At 68.6% G+C, this 20,535-nt stretch carries 14 protein-coding genes; 9 read left to right on the forward strand and 5 right to left on the reverse strand.

All coding sequences use genetic code 11. The annotated features are described in order from the left end of the window. The first annotated feature begins 64 nt into the window (after positions 1-64). Positions 65-2,362: a glycosyl hydrolase family 95 catalytic domain-containing protein gene (locus ACWDNU_RS26005; RefSeq protein WP_449670805.1), complete on the forward strand. Its 2,298-nt coding sequence runs from the start codon at positions 65-67 to the stop codon at positions 2,360-2,362. 20 nt (positions 2,363-2,382) lie between these two features. After that, on the forward strand, positions 2,383-4,671 hold the full coding sequence (locus ACWDNU_RS26010) for a glycosyl hydrolase family 95 catalytic domain-containing protein (protein ID WP_449670806.1): 2,289 nt from the start codon (positions 2,383-2,385) through the stop codon (positions 4,669-4,671). 1 nt (position 4,672) lies between these two features. On the opposite strand, the gene ACWDNU_RS26015 is transcribed toward ACWDNU_RS26010, so the two are convergent. From ACWDNU_RS26015 to ACWDNU_RS26035, 5 genes are all read right to left on the reverse strand, one after another. Continuing rightward, positions 4,673-6,403, reverse strand: coding sequence for an FAD-dependent oxidoreductase (locus tag ACWDNU_RS26015; protein ID WP_449670807.1), 1,731 nt, complete (start codon positions 6,401-6,403; stop codon positions 4,673-4,675). Then, positions 6,390-8,315, reverse strand: coding sequence for a maleylacetate reductase and hydroxyquinol 1,2-dioxygenase domain-containing protein (locus ACWDNU_RS26020; protein WP_449670808.1), 1,926 nt, complete (start codon positions 8,313-8,315; stop codon positions 6,390-6,392). Before ACWDNU_RS26020 ends, ACWDNU_RS26015 begins: the two co-directional genes overlap by 14 nt. Before the next feature lie 94 nt (positions 8,316-8,409). Next, positions 8,410-9,291 carry a helix-turn-helix domain-containing protein gene (locus ACWDNU_RS26025; protein ID WP_449670809.1) on the reverse strand — a complete coding sequence of 294 codons (882 nt, stop codon included), beginning with the start codon at positions 9,289-9,291 and terminating at the stop codon, positions 8,410-8,412. Between the two features lie 42 nt (positions 9,292-9,333). Further along, positions 9,334-10,158, reverse strand: coding sequence for an NAD-dependent epimerase/dehydratase family protein (locus tag ACWDNU_RS26030; RefSeq protein WP_449670810.1), 825 nt, complete (start codon positions 10,156-10,158; stop codon positions 9,334-9,336). A 48-nt stretch (positions 10,159-10,206) separates the two neighbouring features. After that, entirely contained in the window at positions 10,207-11,004 is a 798-nt protein-coding gene (locus ACWDNU_RS26035) for an IclR family transcriptional regulator (protein WP_449670811.1), read from the reverse strand. Positions 11,005-11,133: 129 nt separating this feature from the next. Between ACWDNU_RS26035 and ACWDNU_RS26040 the strand changes: the two genes are divergently transcribed. From ACWDNU_RS26040 to ACWDNU_RS26070, 7 genes are all read left to right on the forward strand, one after another. Further along, the gene (locus ACWDNU_RS26040; RefSeq protein WP_370936364.1) at positions 11,134-12,066 is read left to right on the forward strand and encodes a 5-dehydro-4-deoxyglucarate dehydratase; all 933 of its coding nucleotides are present in this window, start codon (positions 11,134-11,136) and stop codon (positions 12,064-12,066) included. Further along, a complete protein-coding gene (locus tag ACWDNU_RS26045; protein ID WP_449670812.1) occupies positions 12,066-13,322 on the forward strand; it encodes a glucarate dehydratase family protein in 1,257 nt (418 codons plus the stop codon). The genes ACWDNU_RS26040 and ACWDNU_RS26045 overlap by 1 nt, the downstream gene beginning before the upstream one ends. A gap of 4 nt (positions 13,323-13,326) precedes the next feature. Next, on the forward strand, positions 13,327-14,469 hold the full coding sequence (locus ACWDNU_RS26050) for a hypothetical protein (protein ID WP_449670813.1): 1,143 nt from the start codon (positions 13,327-13,329) through the stop codon (positions 14,467-14,469). A gap of 370 nt (positions 14,470-14,839) precedes the next feature. Then, positions 14,840-14,965, forward strand: coding sequence for a hypothetical protein (locus ACWDNU_RS26055; RefSeq protein WP_449670814.1), 126 nt, complete (start codon positions 14,840-14,842; stop codon positions 14,963-14,965). A gap of 23 nt (positions 14,966-14,988) precedes the next feature. Beyond that, positions 14,989-16,443, forward strand: coding sequence for an aldehyde dehydrogenase (NADP(+)) (locus ACWDNU_RS26060; RefSeq protein WP_449670815.1), 1,455 nt, complete (start codon positions 14,989-14,991; stop codon positions 16,441-16,443). A gap of 78 nt (positions 16,444-16,521) precedes the next feature. Continuing rightward, positions 16,522-18,840: a polysaccharide lyase 8 family protein gene (locus ACWDNU_RS26065; protein ID WP_449670816.1), complete on the forward strand. Its 2,319-nt coding sequence runs from the start codon at positions 16,522-16,524 to the stop codon at positions 18,838-18,840. A 109-nt stretch (positions 18,841-18,949) separates the two neighbouring features. Next, positions 18,950-20,413, forward strand: coding sequence for a flavin-containing monooxygenase (locus ACWDNU_RS26070; RefSeq protein WP_449670817.1), 1,464 nt, complete (start codon positions 18,950-18,952; stop codon positions 20,411-20,413). Positions 20,414-20,535: the final 122 nt, after the last annotated feature.

Here is a 20,535-nt window from a genome sequence, read left to right on the forward strand (position 1 = left end):
CTGGATATATTCCGCTCACCTCGCGCCAGTGAGGGCGAAACGTAATATGAATCCGGAGGACCTCATGGTCGAGGTGTCGCGGCGGACGGTGCTTCGATCCGTGTCGATCGCAGCCGGAGCGGCGGCCTTCGGCGGGCTGTGGGCGCAGGGTGCGCCGCCCGGATCGGCCGCGCAGCGCAGCAGCCCGCATCGGGACGTCGCGATGGATGCCCGAATGCGCTGGCAGCGGTTGCCGAAGAACTGGCAGGAAGCGCCGTTCCTCGCCAACGGCTATCTCGGCGTGCAGGCCTACGCGGGCGCGACGCCGCAGGTGCTCAAGTTCATGCTCAGCCACACCCAGGTCCAGGACCAGCGCAACCAGTGGGAAGCCGGAATCGGGCTGTCGAGGCTGCCGATCGGCGCGATCACGCTCACCTTCGCGGGAGCGATCACCGGCGTCGACTGGACCCTCGATCTGTATAACGCTGAACTCGGCGGCACCATCACCACCACGCGCGGCCAGGTCGCGTTTTCCGCGGTGGTGCACAACGATCTCGGCGTCCTGCTCGTCTCGCTCGACCCGAGTGCGGGCGAATCCGGCGCGGCCTGGGGCTTCGCGCCGCTCGTGTCGGCGACCACCCGCACGGTGCGCAAGCCGCCGGAGTACACCGCGAATCCTGAACCTGAGCAGGCCAACGGGTATTGCGCGCAGCCGTTGACCGCTGGCGGCGGGTATACGACGGCGTGGCGGGAAAAGCGAGTCGGCACGAAGCGGTTGTTCGCGGCGACCGTTGCGTACTCGTTCCCGCGTTCCACGCACACCCGCGACGCCGTGTCGCTGGTCGATCGCACGCTCGCGATGAACCCGGATCTGCTGCTGGCCTGGCACCGCCGTTGGTGGAACAGCTTCCATCAGCGCAGTTTCGTGTCGGTGCCGGACAAACAGGTCCAGCGCTTCTACTGGATCCAGCTCTACAAGATCGCCTCGGCGACCCGCAAGGACGGCCCGGTGACCGCCGAATGGGGGCCGTGGTTCCCGGAGGTCGGCAACAGCTGGACGGCGGTGTGGTGGAACCTCAACGTCCAGGTCACCTATCCGATCGTGAACAGCACCAACCATCCCGAGCTGGACGCGGTGACTGAGACGTTCCGCCGCGACCACCCGAATCTCGAGGTGTCCGTGCCGCCTGCGTACCGGGATGGCGATACCTACGCGCTTTCGCATCCGGGGGACTGGCGGTTGCGGCCGGGCGGCGTCCGGACGGTCGGCGTTCCGGGGACCACGTCCAAAACGGACCAGACCGGGAACCTGTTGTGGGGCTTGCACAATGTCTGGCTCGCGTACCGGCATCACCTCGATCAGTCGGTGCTGCGCGATGTGCTGTACCCGACGCTCGCGAAGGCGCTCAACTTCTACCGGCACTTCCTCTTCACCGGACCCGACGGCCTGCTGCACCTGCCGCTCACACGCTCCCCGGAGTACGCCGACGCGACTGACTGCACATATGACCTGTCGTTGATCCGCTGGGCCGCGACGACATTGGTCGACTCCGCGCGGATCCTGCGGCTGAACGAGCCGCGGGTGCCGATGTGGCGGGAGATCGCGGCGAAACTCGTTCCGTACCACGAGGATCCGGCCGACGGCGTGCTGATCGGCGACGGCGTCCGGCTCGCCGATTCGCACCGGCACTTCTCGCATCTGCTCTGGCTGTACCCGCTGCGGGAGCGCAACTGGGAGCGGCCCGCTGACCGGGACATCATGACGCGCACCTTCCGGCATTGGTCGGCGGACCAATCGGCCTGGCACGGCTACAGCTACGCGGCCGCGTCGTCGATGAACTCGGTGATGGACCAGCCCGAGGAAGCGTTGCGGTACCTGAAGTTCTTCCTCGACCGGAACATCGTCGCGGACACCGAACTGACCGCGAACACGATGTACCGCGAGGGTTCGAACTTCGCTATCGAAAGCCCGATCACCGCCGCACAGTCCGTTGTGGACATGGTGCTGCAGGGTTCCGGGGGAGTGGTGAAGGCGTTCCCGTCGGTGTCGGCGAAGTGGCCGGACGCGTCGATCGCCGGGCTGCGCACCGAGGGCGCGTTCCTGGTGGACGCCTCGCGGCGGCGGGGAGCGACGGAATTCGTGCGGGTGCGCAGTGAAGCCGGTGCGCCGCTGGTTCTGGACCACGGGATCGACGGCGACATCGACGTGCGCGACGAATGGGGCAGGCGGTTGTCGTGGCGGCCGGTGGGTCCGCGCAGGATCACGCTGGAGTTGCGGCGGGGCGGCACGGTCACTGTCACCCCGCGCGGTGCCCGGCCGGACTTCGGGCCGCGTGACGTTCCTTCGCTCGGCACCGTTCCGGCATGGGGTTTGCCTGACTAGCAGCCAGGAGGTTGACGGACATGGACATCTCGCGCCGGACAGTGCTCGGCGGAGCCCTCGCGGGAATCGCCGCCGGAGCGGTCGGGCTGCCCCCGGCCAGCGCCGCGGAGATGAGCGGCGACAGCGTCGACTGGGCGGGTTTCCTGGCGACAGCGGACCTTCGCTGGCGGCGGATGCCGAAGACCTGGTACGAGGGACCGTTCCTGGGCAACGGTTTCCTCGGCTCCGGCATCTACGCCGAACCCGGTCGCAACGCGGTCCGCTTCAACGTCCAGCACAGCCAGGTGCAGGACCACCGGCCGCAGTTCGGGTCGTTGTTCGGCCTGGCGCGGCTGCCGATCGGGTACTTCACGCTCGAACCGGTCGGCGCGATCACCGGTCTCGACTGGCGGCTCGACGTCTGGAACGCCGAGCTGACCGGCAGCATCACCACGGCGGCGGGCAGCCTGGAGCTGCGCGCGCTCGTCCACACCGGACAGTCGCTGCTGGCAGTGGAAGTGCGCCCCTCGGAAGGCGAACGCGGGTTCCAATGGGTGTTCCATCCGGCGAAGGCGATCAGCCCGCGAGCTGATCCGGTGTGGAAAAAGCCGCCGCCGGACGGGTATCTGGAGAATCCGCCGGTCCAGTTGCAGCAGGCCGGTGACGCGCATCTTGCGGTACAGCCGCTGCTGGCAGGCGGCGAGCACGTGACGGCGTGGCGGGAGGTGACCCGGGGCGGCGCGCGGACGTTGTACACGTCGGTCGCGTGGTCGCATCCGGAGAAGACCTCGGCGGTCCGGGCATTGCAGACGGTGCGGCGGGCGACCGCGCTGGAGGTGCTGACCTGGGATCACCGCCGCTGGTGGCACGACTACTACCGGCGCAGCTTCCTGTCCATTCCGGACACTCGGCTGCAGAGTTTCTACTGGATCCAGCTGTACAAAGTCGCGTCAGCCGCGCGGAGGGAAGCGCCGGTGATGGCGACTTCCGGCCCGTGGCTGGAAAACACGCCGTGGCCCGCGACCTGGTGGAACCTCAACGTGCAGCTGGAATACTGGCTCATCCAGGGCTCCAACCACCTCGAACTCGACGCGGTCAGCTACGCGCTCGGCAAGTACCGGGACCGCCTGACCAGCCAGGTCGCCAAGCCGTACCAGGCCGATTCCGCGGGCATCCCGCGTACCACGGACATGACGCTGCTCAACGGGCTCGCTGACTCGACCAGCGGTTATCCGGTCGGCATTCCCGGCCAGGACACCCCGACGCCCGAGGTCGGCAACCTCACCTGGGCGCTGCACAACGTCTGGCTGACCTGCCGGCACACCATGGACCGCCGGCTGCTGCGCGACACGCTGTTCCCGTTGCTGCGCAAGGCAATCAACTATTATCTCCACTTCCTGGCTCCAGGCTCGGACGGACGTCTGCATCTCCCGGCGACCTTCTCGCCCGAGTACGGTGTGAACGCACCGGACACCAACTACGACCTCGCCCTGATCCGCTGGGGCTGCAAGACATTGCTGGACACCTCGCGCGAATTGCGCATCGCCGATCCGCTGGCGGGGAAGTGGCAACAGGTCCTGGCGACGCTCACCGACTATCCGGCCGACGAGAACGGCTACATGATCGGCGCGGGCGTCCCGTTCGCGAAATCGCACCGGCATTACTCGCATCTGCTGCAGATCTATCCGCTGTACGAGATCACCTGGGAACAACCGGAACACCGCAAGATCATCGAAACGTCGCTCAACCATTGGGTCGGCTTCGAGGGCGCGTTGCAGGGCTACACGTTCACCGGTGCCGCGTCGATCTCCGCGCAGATGCTTCGTGGCGAGAAGGCCGCGTATTACCTCGGCGAACTCCAGAAGCGTTATATCCAGCCGAACACCATGTACAAGGAATCCGGCCCGGTCATCGAAACGCCGTTGTCAGCGGCGAAATCCATGCAGGACATGCTGGTGCAGAGCTGGGGCGGCGTCATCCGGCTGTTCCCGGCGGTCCCGGACGCGTGGGGCGACATCGCGCTGCGCGACTTCCGGACCGAAGGCGCGTTCCTGCTCAGCGCATCGCGTGAAGGCGGGAAAACGCGCTGGCTCAAAGTGCACAGCGAGGCCGGTGCGCCTTGTGTGCTGCGGCCTGGGATCGAGGGTGAGTTGACGGTGACGGATGCTCATGGCCGTCCGCGACGCTGGCGGCGGTTGGCGAACGGTGATGTGCAGGTCGATCTGGGACGCGGTCAGGACGCGTATGTGTATCGCCGCGGCGACCGGCCGGACTTCACGGTCCGGCCAGTCGCGCCGGGCGGGGCGAGCGATCCGTGGGGGATGCCGTGAGCTAGCGGTCGAGGAGACTGCGAAGTGCTTCCAGCAGCCCTGTTCCGGCGGCGGAGTGCCGCCAAGCGATGTAGCCGTCCGGCCGGATGAGGAGGCAGCCGTCTTCCTCGATACCGCTGATGCGCGCCCAGTCTCCATAGGAATCGCGGGCCTCGGATGAACCGACGGTCACGACCCTTAAGCCCAGCCCGAGGTCCGCATCGGCTTTCGCGGCGGCGTCGCGCCAGGCGCCGCCGGTGAGTCCAGTGAGGACAGTCCACCGGCCGCGGCCGACTAGATCCAATGTGGACACTCGACGACCGTCGGGCCCGACGAGCCAGACGTGCGGCAGTTTGGCACCCGGTGTGGTCGTGGGCCGGTGGTACAGCTCAGGATCCCTTACCGCCTCAATCTCGGCGCCATCCGGGATGACTGCCGAAGAGACGTACCGCTGATCCATCTCCACGCCGTGCGCGTTGAACTCGTAGTTCTTCAGTTCAATTGCTTCCTGCAACCGCTTCCGCCGCAGCGCTCCGTCCTCAGTGGAGGCGGTGCAGGCAGCGAGACCAGCCGTGATGGCATCCGAATCAGTGTCCCCGTCGACGCCGAGCGCGGCGAAGATCGGCCCGAACTGATCCCGGCTGAGGTTCGCCCGGTCCACAATCTGCTTCCCGACCGGCGCTCGCTCGGCGCTGTAACTGTCGAGGAGTCCTTCGCCAGCCTCGCCGCGGACGACCATCGCGAGCTTCCACGCCAGGTTGTACGCGTCCTGCACCGAGGTATTGGACCCGAGCCCGTTGGACGGCGGATGCCGGTGCACCGCGTCTCCCGCGCAGAAAACGCGGCCGGACGAGTACTGCGTGGCGTAGCTGTGGTTGACCGTCCACAGTGAAGTCGACGTGATCTCCACCGGCAGGTCCGGATCGCCGACGAGATCCCGCACGATCCGTGTCGCCTCCGCACCGTCCACTTCGGGCGGTGGCTGCGCGATGTCGTAACCCCAGGTCAGCAGCCATTCGTTCCACGGCCGCACCATCCGCACTAAGCCCATTCCGATGCCGCCGAGGTGCGCGCCCGGCCGCATCACCCAGTACAGCACGCTCGGCCGGTGGGCGACGTACTCGGAAAGGTCCGCGGTGAAGGTGATGTTCATGCTGCCGGCCTTGCCGGACTGGCCGTCGATGGGCAGCCCGGCCTGCTCGGCGACGCGGCTGCGGGCGCCGTCCGCGCCGATCAGATAGCGGGCGCGCAGGGTGAACTCGTCGCCGCGAACCCGGTCCAGCAAGCGCGCGGTCACGCCGTCGGCGTCCTGGGTGAAGTCGAGGAATTCCGTGTCCAGTCGCAGTTTCGCTCCGCGCGCGGCGGCGTTCGTGACCAGGATCGGTTCCAGATAAGTCTGGGGCAGGTCGATCATGTGGCACGGGCTCGCCGACGCGTATTCGGTCGCGGAGCGATCGGCGGTGCCCCAGCTGGCGATCCGGCCGATCTCTTCCCCGGCGAGCGACGTGCACAGCACGGTGTCGCCCATCAGCTCCGGGGGAGTGCCCTGCGCGAGCGCCTGGTCTTCGAGTCCGAGGTCGCGCAGGACCTCCATCGTGCGCTGGTTGGTGATGTGCGCGCGGGGCGTGTGCGCCGTCCAGCCGTATTTGGTCGCGAGCACGGTGCGGACGCCGTAGGTCGCGAGCAGCAGCGCGGCGGAACCGCCCGCCGGGCCGCTGCCGACCACGAGGACATCGGTGTCATAACTGGTCATGGCTGGTCTCCGGGGAGATGCGGAAGGTGAAATCGAGACGGCGCCAGGGTTCGCGCCCGTCCGGCGCGGGGCCGGTCTGCTCGGCGAAGTCGACGATCAGGCCGTCTTTCACGCCGAACACAGTGTCCGAATCGAGGTACTCGCCGCCGCGGACGAACAGCTGGGTCACGAGCGTGCGATAGCCGGGTTTGGCGATCATGAAGTGCACGTGCGGCGCGCGGAACGGATGGCGCTCGACGGCGGTGAGCATCTGGCCGACCGGTCCGTCGTCCGGAATCGGATACGCCGACGGCACGATCGTCCAGAACCGCAACCTGCCCTCGGCGTCGGTGCGGAACCGGGCGCGCAGCACCGGACCGTCGAGATCGGGCAGCTGGACGTCGTAGAAACCGTCCTCATTGGACTGCCAGACGTCCACGACCGCGTCCGGCACCGGGGTTCCGTCCGGTTCGGTCACCTGGACATCCGTCCACAGCGGAGTTCCGGGCAGTCCTTCGGCGAGATCCGCGCCCTGCTCGGTTTCCGGCGGGCCCTCGACGTAGAACGGACCCAGCACCGCCGACGGCGTGGTGTCCGGCGTGCGCGAGTTCGTGAGCACGTCGACCACGCTCGAGACGCCGAGGGTGTCCGACAGCAGAATGAACTCCTGGCGCGTGTCCGAACTGATCTGCCCGGTGCGGGTGAGGAAGCCGATCGCGTACTCCCATTCCTCCTGCGTGAGATCGGTGCGCACGACATAGGAATGCAGCGTGCGGACCAGCTCGGACAGCAGTTCGCGCAGCCTTGGATCCGGCGTGCTGGCGAAACTGTCCACGACCTCCTGGGTGAGCCCGCGCAGATCCGGGGGTGTGCCTTCAGCGGGTGCCGGACGGGCGCCAGACCACGCGTGTCGCAGCAAATCTTCGATGCCGTCCCGGGTGAGTTCGCGTGGATTCGGGTATGGCGCGGCGGTGGCCAGCTCGGCGGCCTTGGCGAGATCTCCTTCGGCCAGGCCGATTTCGGCCAGCGAATGCGGTACCGGCAGGCTGGCGATCAGGTCGAACACCGCCGTCGGGGCGTCGGGCGCACCGAGCGCTTCGGCGATCCGCTGCATCGCGTCGACAGCGTTCGGCGCGTTGTACGCCATGGCGTACGGAAGGACGATCGTGTGCGTTTCCGCGTGCGGCAAACCGAAACTGCCGCCGAGGGTGTGACACAGCTTGTGGTGCAAGCCCATCCCGACCGAACCCAGGCACGAACCGGCCAGCCACGCGGCGCGCAACGCGTCGGTCCGAGCGTCCACATCGGACGGATCGGCGGCGATCCGCGGCAGCGCGGCGGCGAGCAACCGGATCGCTTCCAACGCGAACTGGTCGACGATCGGGTTGGCCTGCGCCGAATAGAGCGCCTCGACCGCGTGCGCCATCGCGTTGACACCGCTGGTCAGCGAGGTCGGCACGGGCAGGCCGAGGGTGAGGTCCACGTCGTAGACGACCACCTCGGGCAGCACCTTGGGCGACGACTGGGTGGTCTTGCGGCCGTTCTCGGTCTGGCCGACCACCGGCGTCATCTCGGACCCGGCGTAGGTGGTCGGCACGACGATCTGCGGGATGTCGGTGCGCAGCGCGAGCGCCTTGGCCAGCCCGGTCGCCGACCCGCCGCCGATCGCGACGACGCAGTCCACCGAATGTTCGGTGGCCAGCGCGAGCGCGCGTTCGGTGACCTCGACCGGTGTGTGCATGGTGGGCTCGCCGAAGCGGGCGGCGAGCAGCGGGCCAAGTGCCTGAGCCGTTTGATCGGCCGCCGTCGCGGCAGACTTTCCGGCCACCAGCAGCACCCGGCTGGCCTCGAGCCGCCGCACCTCGTCGGGGACGACGGCGAGAGTGCCGCTGCCGAACACGACCCGGGCCGGGTTGGCGGTGTAGGTGAACATCGACGGTCCTTCCACGCGGGTACGTCGAGTATCCGGGTGGCGACGACCCCGCGCCTGCACAGACGTGCTGAGCGGGCTGCACGAAACGCGCGCGTCAGCCGTCCCGGCGAAGCGCGGCGGGTGTGGTGCCCAGGTGGGCGCGCAGCACTCGGGTGAGGTGTTCCTGGTGGGAGAAACCGCAGCGCACAGCGATGTCGGCGATGGGTTCGGTGCCGGTGCGCAGCAGTAACCCAGCCTGATCCACGCGCAGCCGCAACAGGTACCGGTGCGGAGGCAGCCCGGTGCGCGCCTTGAAGCGGCGAGCGAACCGGCTGACGCTCAGCCCGGCCGCCGCGGCCAGCTCAGCCAGCCCGAGCGGTTCGGCCAGGCGTTCGTCCATCAGCTCGCGCACCTGGGCGAACTGGCGGTCCGTCAGTGCCTCGACCGATCGTGTCGCTGTGGGAACGCTCCGCCCAGACCGGTGCTGACGCGCGAGCTGCGCGGCGACAAGCGCACCGAGCTGATCCGCGTACGCGCGAGCGCCCGGCTCCCACTCCCGCACGACGCCGTCGAGCGCGAGAACCAGCTGTTCGAGCAGCGGGTCGACGCTGCCGAGTTCGTCGGCCAGCCGGACCGGGGAGTCCGATCCGGCGGCCTCCTGCACCGCCGAATCCGGCAGGTACACGTGCAGCGTGTCCAGCTCGCCGCCGAGCTCCACCGACAGTTCCTGGTGCGACGGCTGGAGAAAGAGCCCGCCCGCCGGGATCCGCCGACTGCGCTCGCCAGGGGACCCAACACCGCGGCGAACGGTGACGGGACCGGCGAGGTGCAGGATCAGCTGGTGCGTGCGAGCGGGCCCGAACTCCGCGCGATACGGCCGTTCGCGCTGTTTGGACAGGTAGATCCGGTCCCAGCCGAGACCCGCGCTCGTGCGTTCCGGGCGGATCCACGGCAGGGAAAGGATGCCGTTCGTGTCGGCAGGCCCGAGCTCGCCCACGGCTTCCTCCTCTTCGAGGGTCCCCGTGGGCGAGGGTACCTCTCAGAGCGGGTTGAACACGCCCAGCGGCGCGGTGCAGAACGGCCCGCCGATGTACTCGGCGGCCGCCCCGGTCGGCGCGGGCTTGTCCGCCAACTGGTCGGCGTAGACCTCGGCGTTGTCGTGGGACTTGTAGCCCAGCGCCTCCGCCTCGGCGAGCGAGTAGACCCGGCGGGTGTTGTCCGAGACGCCCCAGATCATCCGGTAGCCCGGCGACGGCGCGCTCAAGCAAGCCTCGAACAGCCGCGCCCCGTCGTCCGGCGACAACCAGCTGGTCAGGCCGCGGATGCCGAGCGGCAACGGGGTCTCGAAGCACGAGCCGATCCGGATGACGATGACGTCCATGTCGAACCGCGACGCGTACAGGCTGCCCAGCGCTTCGATGGCGGCTTTGCTTACGCCGTAATAAGTGTCCGGCCGGGTGCTGGAGTCGGCGGGCAGGCCATTCTCGCCCGCGTCGGCGTTCCGGCGGAAGCCGACGGCGTGGTTGCTCGACGCGAGCACGACCCGGCGGATCCCGGCTTCTCGCGCGGCTTCGAGGACGGTGTGCGTGCCGTTGATGTTGACGTCGAGCGTCGCGTCCCACGACGCTTCGCGGCTGAGCCCGCCGAGGTGGATCAACGCGTCCGCGCCCGCGCAGGCCGCGGCCATCGCTTCGGGGTCGGTGACCGAGCCGGTCACGATCTCGACCGCTTCGCCGTCCTTGGCGGCGGGCTGCTCGGCGAGGTCGAGCAGCCGCAGCACCCGGCCTTCCCGGCGCAGCCGCGGCCGCATCAGGGTGCCGACGACGCCGGCCGATCCGGTGATCAGCACACGCTGGTCTGGCATGGATTTCCTCTCACGAAAGCCCGCGGGCGGGCGACACGGTGGCGGCGGTCAGCGGATTCCGGCGCGGCGCAGCTGCTGGCCGAGCTCGGCGGTGGTCTCGGCCAGCAGTTCGCCGACGCGCTCGACGTCGGCGTCGGTGACCTTGCCCAGCGGCATCGAGCAGCTCATCGCGTCGGTGCCGGGAATGCGGTACGGGATCACCGCGGCCACGCAGCGCACGCCGAGGGTGCCCTCTTCGATTTCGGCGGCGTACCCGCGTTCCCGGGTCCGCGCGAGGTCGGCGTGCAGCGCGTCGAGCGTGGTGATGGTGTTCGGGGTGAGCGCGACCAGTTCCTCGGGCATGAGCGCCTCGACCTCTTCGTGGGTCAGCTCGGCGAGCAAGGCCTTGCCCAGCGCGGTCGCGTGCGCGGGCAGCGTGCGGCCGACGCGCGAGATGAGGTGCGTGGAGTGCTGCGACTCGCGCGTCTCCAGGTAGACGACCTCGGTCCGGTTGCGGCGCGCGAAATGCGCGGTGAAACCGGTTTTCTCGCGGATGCGCTCCAGCGCTTCGGTGGCGTAGGGGACGATCGCGTCGCGGTCGAGGTAGGCGGTGCCGCAGATCAGCGCGCGCACGCCGAGCCGGTAGCGCGCGGAGTTCGCGTCGGCCTCCAGCCAGCCCGCGTCCAGCAGAGTGCGCAGCAAACCGTGCAGACTGGAGCGAGGGAATCCGGTGCGCGCATGGAGATCAGACAGCGACAGCCACACGTCGTTCGCGGCGAACGTCTCGATCAGGTCGATGGCGCGCCGCGCCGACTTCACGCCCGCGGACTCCGCGGGAGCGGTGGCGGGGTCCGTCTTCTGCGCCATGCGCGTCCTCCAACCGGGCCGTTGACTTGTGAGTCCGGCCATATTAGCGTCCCGAACAGCGTTCTTGTGGGTGAACATAGTCACGATAACAGACTCCATTCAAGAATGTGAACATTGGAGCAGAAACTGATGGCACAGACCGCAATCGAGCTGGACGGCTTGCTGGCGTTCCCGCTGACCCCCTTCACCGAAGACCTCGAGCTCAACCTCGACGGGTTCGCGGAGAACGTGGAGAGCCACATCGCCGCCGGTGCGGGCGCGCTGTTCGTCGCGTGCGGCACCGGGGAGTTCAGCTCGCTGTCGGTCGACGAGGTCGCCGCGCTGCTGGCGAAGGCGCGCGAGGTCGCTGCTGGGCGGGTGCCGGTGTGGGTCGGCGCGGGCGGCGGCGCGGCCACTGCGCGCGCGGGCGTCGCGGCGGCGCAGGCGGGCAACGCCGACGGCGTGCTGCTGCTTCCACCGTACCTGGTCACTGGGCCGCAGGAGGGGCTGGTCGACTACGTGCGCTACGCGGTCGGCGACACCTCGGTGCCGGTGATCGTCTACCACCGCAGCACCGGGGTTTTCACCGCGCCGGCCGCCGCGAAGCTGCTGGACATCCCGTCGGTGGTCGGGCTCAAGGACGGTTACGGCGACGTCGAAGCGATGACCCGGATCGTCACCACGATCCGCGCGCTCGGCACGCAGCGTTCCGCGGACTTCTTGTTCTTCAACGGTTTGCCGACCGCCGAGGTGTCGGCGAAGGCGTACGCGGCAGTCGGCGTCGCGCGCTACTCCTCGGCGGTGCACTGCTTCGCGCCGGAGATCGCGCACCGCTTCCACCGCGCGCTCGCGGAGGACGACAACGCGACGATGGACGCGCTGCTCGCCGGGTTCTACCTGCCGCTGGTGGCCTTGCGCGACGAGACGCCCGGCTTCGCGGTGTCGCTGGTGAAGGCCGCCGCCCGGCTGCGCGGCGACAAGGTCGGCACCGTCCGGCCGCCGCTGATCGAGCCGACCGCCGAGCAGATCGACCGGCTGGGCAAGGTCGTCGAGAACGGTTTCGCCGTGCTGAAAGGCCTCTGATGAAGATCCGGGACGTGGTGCTGACCCCGGTCGCCTTCGCGGACGCACCGCTGCTCAACGTGATGGGTGCGCACGAGCCGTACGCGTTGCGCAGCGTGGTCCAAGTGGTGTGCGACGACGGCGTTGTCGGCCTCGGCGAGTCGTACGGCGACGAGGCGTTCCTCGGCGAGGTGCGCAAGGTGCTGCCGGACCTGGCCGGACACGACATTTTCGACCTGCCGGGCTTGAAGCGGATCATCGCGCGTGCGCTGGCCGGGACCGTGCTGACCGACGAGCACGGCCTGATCGGCGGATTCTCCATCCGCAAGACGATCGCCAGCGTGTACTCGCTGTTCGAGGTCGCCTGCCTGGACGCGCAAGGACAGTTCCTCGGCCGTCCCGTCGTCGACCTGCTCGGCGGCAAGGCCCGCGATGCCGTCGACTTCTCCGCGTACCTGTTCTACAAGTACGGCGCGCACATCGGCGCGGACGAGGACAGTTGGGGCGACATCCTCACACCGGAAGCACTGGTCGGCTCGGCGCAGCGAATGGTCGACGAGTACGGGTTCCGCTCCATCAAGCTCAAGGGCGGGGTTTTCGCGCCGGAACAAGAGATCGAGGGCATTCGCGCGCTCGCCTCGGCGTTCCCCGGGCATCCGCTGCGCATCGACCCGAACGCGGCGTGGACGCCCTCGACGAGTGTCCGCGTGGCCGCCGAACTCGACGGCGTGCTGGAGTACCTCGAAGACCCGACACCAGGTATCGAGGGCATGGCGGAGGTTGCGCGCGAGGCGAGCATGCCGTTGGCCACCAACATGTGCGTGGTGAACTTCGGCGACCTGGAACCCGCGTTCCGGGCGCGCGCGATCGGCGTTCTCCTGTCCGACCACCACTTCTGGGGCGGAATGCGCGACACCCAGGCGCTGTCGGTGGCCTGCGAGAGCTTCGGCGTCGGGCTGTCCATGCACTCCAACAGCCACCTCGGCATCAGCCTCGCCGCGATGGTCCACGTCGCGGCGGCGACTCCGCATCTGACGTATGCCTGCGACACGCACTGGCCGTGGAAGACTGCCGACGTGATCGAACCAGGCGTGCTGACTTTTGTCGAGGGAGCGGTGGCCGTGCCGGACCGTCCCGGGCTCGGGATCACGCTGGACCAGGACGCGCTCGCCAGGGCGCACGAGGACTATGTCCGATGTGGACTGACCAAACGGGACGATGTGACGTACATGCGCAAGTACCAGCCCGGCTTCGAACCGAACACGGGGAGGTGGTGAACCGGTGAAGGTGACCGGATACGCGTATCCGTGGGACGTGCTCGGCGACACCGCGTTCGCCGAGCGAGTGCGGGACCTCGGAGTGGACGAGGTCGCGGTGGCCTTGGCCTACCACAGCGCCCGGGCCGCGACACCTTGGTCGACGGAGCAGACTTCGGTAGTCGCGCGGACGGCCGCGCTCTACCGACCGGTGCGCCCTGAGGCGTGGTCGGATCTCGTCCCCGCCACGCCGGACTGGGTCTCCTCGGAAGACAGCGGCGGCGATGCGGTCCGACGGCTCAATGAGGCTGGAATCCCGGCTGCCGCGTGGATTGTGCTCACGCATAACTCGCAGCTGGGCACCGAATTCCCGCAGTACGCCGTGCGCAACTGCTTTGGTGAGACGTACCCGTGGGCGTTGTGCCCGGCGCAGCCCGTCGTACGCGAGTATGCGGCTGTGTTGACCGCCGAATCCGTTGCAGGACTTGATCTTTCGTCGGTTCTGCTGGAGGCGTGCGGCCCGCTCGGCGGCGTGCACCAGCACCAGCACGAGAAGACCGACGGCGTATGGGCTCCCGCCACCGCGCGGCTTTTGTCGATCTGCTGCTGCGACGCCTGCGCGGAGGGCTGGACCGGCCTCGACCCGTCGGACGTCCGGGAAACTTTGCGCGCCGAGGTGCAGCGGCTGATCGCTACCGCGGATTTGTCGGTGGCAGAGGATAGACTTCCGGCTGAGTTGAAGAAAGTATTGCTCTCCGGACGGCAGCAGTCGACCGATGCACTGCGCGCCGCGGTTCTGGCCGTGCTGGGGCCAGGTACGCGGATCGTGCTGCACGGCGCACTGGACCCGTGGGTCACCGGCGCACTGCCCGGCCTGACCCCGACAGCCGCCGACGACGCCGAGACGGTGGTGCTGCAGAACTGGGCCCCCGGCCAGGCAAGCGTCGACGCGGTTGCCGCTGCTCGGAAGGCACTGCCGGAACGGGTCGCGATCGGCAGCTACATCACCGCGGTCGCGGCGAGCGCGGTGCCGGACATCGAGGCGTACGTGCTCGAGTTGGCCAAGGCTGGTGCTAGCGAGCTGCACTTGTACCACCTGGGCCTGGCCGGACCTGCGCGCTGGCCGGATCTGCATGCCGCTACGGCTGCCGCGCACTCGGTGTCGTGAGGCTTGGGTGGTGGGGTGATGGGTTGAGTCGTGAAGCTTTTGCCCTGGGAAGGTGTGCTGGTTGCGGCAGTCCCCGAGACGGGTGGCTGGCCGTTGCCGCGAGCTTGGCGTCGTGAAGCTGTTTGACGAGGAGATCTGTTGAACGGCGAAGCTTCCGCACCGGAATGGGAAAGCGTGCTGGCAGCAGCCAGCCGAGTGGCTGGCTGCTGCTGGGCATCCGGCGTCGTGAAGCTGGTCGATGAGGAGATACGTTGAGTCGCGAAGCTTCCGCTCCGGGGTGGGAGATGCGTTGGCTGGGGGAGCCGCTGGGCCGAGTGGCTGGTCGTTGCCGCGCACTTGGCGTCCTGAATCTGTTCGACGAGGAGATGCTGTGAGCCGCGAAATTCCCGCCCCGGAACGGAAACGCGCGACGGCAGCCACCCGGCTGTTCGCGGCAAGCGCTCCGGCTGACCGTGCCGAGTGGCACCCCGCCGTTGCCGCGCACCCGGCGTCCTGAAACCTGTTTGACGAGGAGATCCATTGAGCCGCGAAACTTCCGCCACGGAACTGGAAAGCGTCTTGGCCGCCGCTGCGGCAGCCGCCCGGCCGTTCGCCGAGAGCACGCCTGCCGAGCGGGCACGCTGGCTGGCCGCCGCCGCGGACGCGCTCGACGCGGCCGCCGACGAGCTGATCCCGTTGGCGCATCAGGAAACCCGCCTCCCGGCCGCGCCGCGGTTGAAGGGCGAGCTGGCGCGCACGACGTTCCAGCTCCGGCTGTTCGGCGAAGTGCTGCGGGACGGCGAATTCCTGGGCGCGACCGTCGACCACGCCGACCCGGCCTGGCCGATGGGCGCCCGGCCGGACCTGCGCCGGGTGCTCGTGCCGATCGGGCCGGTGCTCGTGTTCGCCGCGAGCAACTTCCCGTTCGCGTTCAGCGTCGCGGGCGGCGACACGGCATCGGCGCTGGCGTCCGGCTGTCCGGTGGTGCTCAAGGCGCACCCGGGCCACGAAGAGCTTTCGACGCGGACCGGCGAGATCGTCGCGCGGGCGCTGACGGAGGCGGGTGCGCCGGAGGGTGCGTTCGCGGTCATCCACGGGGTCGAGCAGGGCGTCACTGCGCTCAAGGACCCGCGGATTTCCGCCGCCGCGTTCACCGGTTCCGTTCCGGGCGGGCGCGCGCTGTTCGACATCGCGGTGTCGCGGCCGACGCCGATTCCGTTCTACGGCGAGCTGGGCAGCGTCAACCCGGTCGTCGTCACGCCGGGTGCGGTCGCGGCGCGCGGCGAGGCGGTGGCGAAGGGCTATGCCGGGTCGTTCAGCCTCGGCGCGGGCCAGTTCTGCACGAAGCCGGGCCTGCTGTTCCTGCCCGAGGGCCACGGGTTGGACGACACGCTGCGCGAGGCCGTCGAAGCGGTGGCCCAGCAGGAAATGCTGAACGACCGCATCGCGGCCGGGTTCGCGCGGAAGCTGGCGGATCTGCGCGCGGTGTCGGGCGTCGAGTCGGTCGTGGAAGGCGCGCAGGACGGCGACGCGTTCACTCCGTCGCTGTTGGCGACCACGGCGAAGGAATTCCTGGCTGGCGGCGAGGCCGTTCGCGAGGAGCACTTCGGCCCCGCGTCGCTGATCGTCACCTACTCCGACCAGGCAGAACTGACGGAGGTGCTGGACAGCCTCGAACCCGGCCTCACCGCGACGGTCCAAGGCGAGGAGAGCGACGCCGACTTTGTGCGTCCGCTGTTGCCTTCGCTCACCCGGCTCGCCGGACGGCTGCTGTGGAACGACTGGCCGACCGGCGTCACGGTCAGCTGGGCGCAGCAGCACGGCGGCCCGTACCCGGCGACCACCGCGCCGACCACGACCTCGGTCGGCACCGCCGCGATCGAACGCTTCCTGCGCCCGGTGGCGTGGCAGAGCTTCCCGGACGCGCTGCTGCCGGAAGCCCTGCAGGAAGCGAACCCGTGGCAGCTGCCGCGCCGGGTCGACGGAGCGCGCTGAACAGACCCCCTCGTGAGTGGCGATCCCGGTTCTAACCGGGATTGCCACTCGCAACCAACCCCACTGGGAGGCACCGTCATGCCCGTTAACCGCAGAACCGCACTGCGTGGCGGTGCCATCGCCGCCGCGTCGGTCGCGCTGGCCGCCACCGCGCGCCCGGCCTTCGCCGCACCTTCCGCCGATCCGTTGAAGACCATCGTGGCCGGCTACCGCGAGCTGCAGACCGGCATCAACCGCCCGTCGCCGGAACGCTCGGCCGCGCTGAAGAACCTCGGCCGGGTCGCGAAGTCGTACTACGACAGCATGACGGTGTCCGGAAACGGTCCACTGTGGACTGACCTGCCGCTCGGACCGGGCAGCGACTACACCACGTCGATGTACGCCCGGCTGCGCGCGATCGCCGTCGACTGGGGGACTCCGGGCAGCACGCTTTCCGGCGACCCGAAGGTGCTCGACGGGATCAAGAAAGCGCTGGAGCTGATTTACGCCAGCCAGTACAACCCGCAGGTCGGCGAGATCGGGAACTGGTACACCTACGAAATCGGGGTGCCGTACTACCTGCTGCACACGCTCGTCACGGTCGCCGACCAGCTGACCGCTGAAGAGTCGGCGCGATATGTCAGCCCGATCAAGCGGTTCGTCGGCAACCCGAACCTGCGCGCGAACAACCCGAAGGTCGTCGAAACCGGCGCGAACCGGGCGGACAAGGCGCTGATCTCGATCGTGTCCGGCGCGCTGACCGGCGACACCGCGTGGATCCGCACCGGCATCGACGCGATCACCGACGTCGCCGGCGGGGGAGCAGCGAGCGTCCTGGCGAAGCTCAATCGCGCGGCGGGCGACGGTTTCCACGCCGACGGTTCGTTCATCCAGCACGACACCATCCCGTACCCCGGGCACTACGGCATCGTCCTGCTGACCGCGCTCGCCGGGACGATCCACGTCACCGAAGGCACCGAGTACGCGCTGCCGGACGACCTGAAGCAAAAGGTGTACGCGCTGGTCGGCGACACGTTCGCGCCGTTCGTCTACGCGGGCGCGCTGATGGAGCCGGTGCGCGGGCGGATGCTGTCGCGCCAGGGCGAAACCGCGCACGACATCGGACATCAGCTGACCGTCGCGACTTTGGTTCTCGCCCGCTCGGCGACCGGAACCGTGAAGACGGAACTGTCCGGCCTCGCCGCCAAATGGATCAAAGAAGGGACGTACGCGCCGTTCCTGGAAATCCCCGATCCCGAACGGTTCGCGCCGGGCCCGGATCTCGTCGCGACGCCGGGCATCGAGTTCGCCCAGGACATGCTCGCCGGACCCGTTCGGCCCACGCCGATCGTCGCGACTCACCGGATTTTCGGGCAGCAGGACCGGATGGTGCACGTGACCGAGGGATGGTCCGCGTCGCTCGGCGTCGGCTCCATGCGGATCTCGCGCTACGAGTCGATCAACGGGATGAACCTGCACGGCTGGCACGTCGGCGACGGGGTGCTGTATCTGTTCCTTCCCCACGCGAAAGGCCACTACTCGGACGCCTATTGGCCGACCGTCGATCCGTCGCTGCTGCCCGGCACCACCGCGAAGGCCGGTCCGCCGGGACCGCTGGCCGCGACGCCGTTGACGACGAAAGCGCACGTCGGCGGCGTGCGCTGGGACGCCGGGCACGGCGCGTACGCGATGGATTTCGTCTCCGAAGACGGTTCTTTGTCCGCGAAGAAGTCCTGGTTCTTCACTCCGGCGGGCATCGTCTGCCTCGGCGCGGGGATCACCGACATGTCCGGGCAAGCGGTCCGGACGACGATCGAAAACCGCAACCTCGGCGAAAACGGACGCGGCACGCTGCGGGCCGACGCCCGCGTGGTCGGCGATTCGGCTGCGTTGCACCGGCCGCGCTGGCTGCACCTCGACCACGTCGGCGGGTACGTCCTGCTCGACAATGCCGAGGTCACCGCACTGCGCGAAGACCGGGTCGGCGCGTGGCGCGACGTCGACACCGGTGCCAACACGAAGGGCACCACGACGCCGAACACGCGGCGGTACCAGAAACTGGTGATCGAGCACGGCGCGAAGCCGGTGGATGCGAAGTACGCGTACGCGGTTCTGCCCGGCGCTTCGGTGGTGGGGACTGTCGCTTCGATGCTCTCGTGGCGCGTTCGGGCGAATACGGCCGCTGTCCAGGCCTTGCGGCTGTGGGATAACACACTGCTCGCAAACTTCTACAGTGCGGGTACCGTGGACGAAGTATCCGTCTCAGGACCCGCTTCGGTGGCGCTCGGCAGGGACAGTCTCGCTGTTTCCGACCCGACGCAGCTGCAGGACAGCGTCCGCGTGACGGTGCGGCGGCGCACCGTGGAGGTTCCGCTCAAGGACACCTTCGGCGCCACCAAGATCGTTCCCCTGCGGTGAGCACGGTTTTCCCCGCCGGGCCGGTGGTTCCCGGCCTGGCCCGGCGGGGCCCCACTTGAGTCGGCCTCGGCCGTAAAGTGGGCGGAGCTGTACCGAGCGGGGAGGAACTGTGGCGCATTTCGATGTCCTGGTCGTCGGAGCCGGACTGTCCGGCATCGGCGCGGCGTGCCGGCTGCAGCAGCAGGCGCCGGGCCGGACGTACGCCATCCTCGAAGCGCGCGACACGATCGGCGGAACCTGGGATCTCTTCCGGTACCCCGGCGTGCGCTCCGACTCGGACATGTTCACGCTCGGCTACCCGTTCCGCCCGTGGCGCAAGGAACAGGCGATCGCGTCCGGCGCGGAAATCCTGGAGTACATCCGGGAGACCGCCGCGCACTACGGGATTTCCCAGCACATCCGGTTCGGCCACCGGGTAGTTCGGGCGTCCTGGTCGTCAGCCTCGGCCCGCTGGACGGTGGAGGTCTCCCGCGACGGCGAGCTTCTCGTGTTTACCTGCTCTTTCTTGTACCTCTGCAGCGGCTACTACAGCTACGAAAACGGCCACGTCGTCGATTTCCCGGGCCGCGACGCGTTCCGCGGCGAGATCGTGCATCCACAGTTCTGGCCGGAGGACCTGAACCTCTCCGGCAAACGAGTCGTCGTCATCGGCAGCGGCGCCACCGCCGTGACCTTGGTGCCGGAACTGGCTTCGCGCGCGGAGTCCGTGACCATGCTGCAACGCTCGCCAAGCTACGTCCTCTCTCGGCCCTGGACGGACTCACTCGCCCGCCGCCTGCGGAAATATCTCCCTTCGCGACTCGCCTACCACGTCGTACGGGCAAAGAACGTCCTGGTGACGACGCTGCTCTACCAGTTCTCCCGGCGGCAGCCCGAGCGCGCGGCAGCCTTCTTGCGGGATGCGGCCGCTCAGCAATTGCCTCCTTCAATTCCGGTAGATCCCCATTTCTCGCCCCGCTACCAACCCTGGGACCAGCGGCTCTGCCTGACCCCCGGTGCGGACTTCTTCCAAGCGCTCCGCAGCGGAAAAGCGGACATCGTCACCGACCGGATCGATCGCTTCACCCCCGAAGGCATCACTCTGGAATCAGGCGCGCGACTGCCCGCGGACGTGATCGTCACCGCGACCGGCCTGCGGGTGATCGCGTTCGGCGGAATCGACCTGAGCGTGGACGGTGCGGCGATCGAGCCTTCGGAACAGCTGGTGTACAAGGGAATGATGCTAGGCGGGGTGCCGAACTTCGCGTGGTGCCTCGGTTATGTGAACGCGTCCTGGACACTGCGGTCCGATCTCGTCTCCCGCTATGTGTGCCGCTTGCTGAACCACCTTTCCCGCAACGGGTTCGATGCGTGCGTGCCCCTCCCTCCCGCAATCCCGGAAGCGACGCGGCGACCGATCATGGACCTGACATCGGGCTACCTGACGCGCGCCGCCTCAGTCCTGCCCCGTCAAGGCAACCGCCGCCCCTGGCTGATGCGGCAAAACTACGTACTGGACGCGGCCGACCTCCGGCTGAGCCGAGTCGACGACGGGGTGCTGCGATTCGAGCGCGCTTCGCGGCGCAGTGCTTGACCTCCTGTTTCCGTGCTGCTCGGCTTTCGTGGTTCTGCGGGGGTGCGCGGCGGTGGTGTGGAGGTCCTTTTCGGCCTGGTCTGTTGGGCGTTGCTGAGCTGCTCGGCTTTCGTGATTCTGCG

This window comes from Amycolatopsis sp. NPDC003676, from assembly GCF_053587275.1.

Coding starts and splice junctions, on each gene's coding strand:
- ACWDNU_RS26005 (WP_449670805.1), top strand. CDS start 65: ATGGTCGAGGTGTCGCGGCGGACGGTGCTTCGATCCGTGTCGATCGCA.
- ACWDNU_RS26035 (WP_449670811.1), bottom strand. CDS start 11,004: ATGGCGCAGAAGACGGACCCCGCCACCGCTCCCGCGGAGTCCGCGGGC.
- ACWDNU_RS26020 (WP_449670808.1), bottom strand. CDS start 8,315: ATGTTCACCTACACCGCCAACCCGGCCCGGGTCGTGTTCGGCAGCGGC.
- ACWDNU_RS26065 (WP_449670816.1), top strand. CDS start 16,522: ATGCCCGTTAACCGCAGAACCGCACTGCGTGGCGGTGCCATCGCCGCC.
- ACWDNU_RS26010 (WP_449670806.1), top strand. CDS start 2,383: ATGGACATCTCGCGCCGGACAGTGCTCGGCGGAGCCCTCGCGGGAATC.
- ACWDNU_RS26015 (WP_449670807.1), bottom strand. CDS start 6,403: ATGACCAGTTATGACACCGATGTCCTCGTGGTCGGCAGCGGCCCGGCG.
- ACWDNU_RS26045 (WP_449670812.1), top strand. CDS start 12,066: ATGAAGATCCGGGACGTGGTGCTGACCCCGGTCGCCTTCGCGGACGCA.
- ACWDNU_RS26030 (WP_449670810.1), bottom strand. CDS start 10,158: ATGCCAGACCAGCGTGTGCTGATCACCGGATCGGCCGGCGTCGTCGGC.
- ACWDNU_RS26040 (WP_370936364.1), top strand. CDS start 11,134: ATGGCACAGACCGCAATCGAGCTGGACGGCTTGCTGGCGTTCCCGCTG.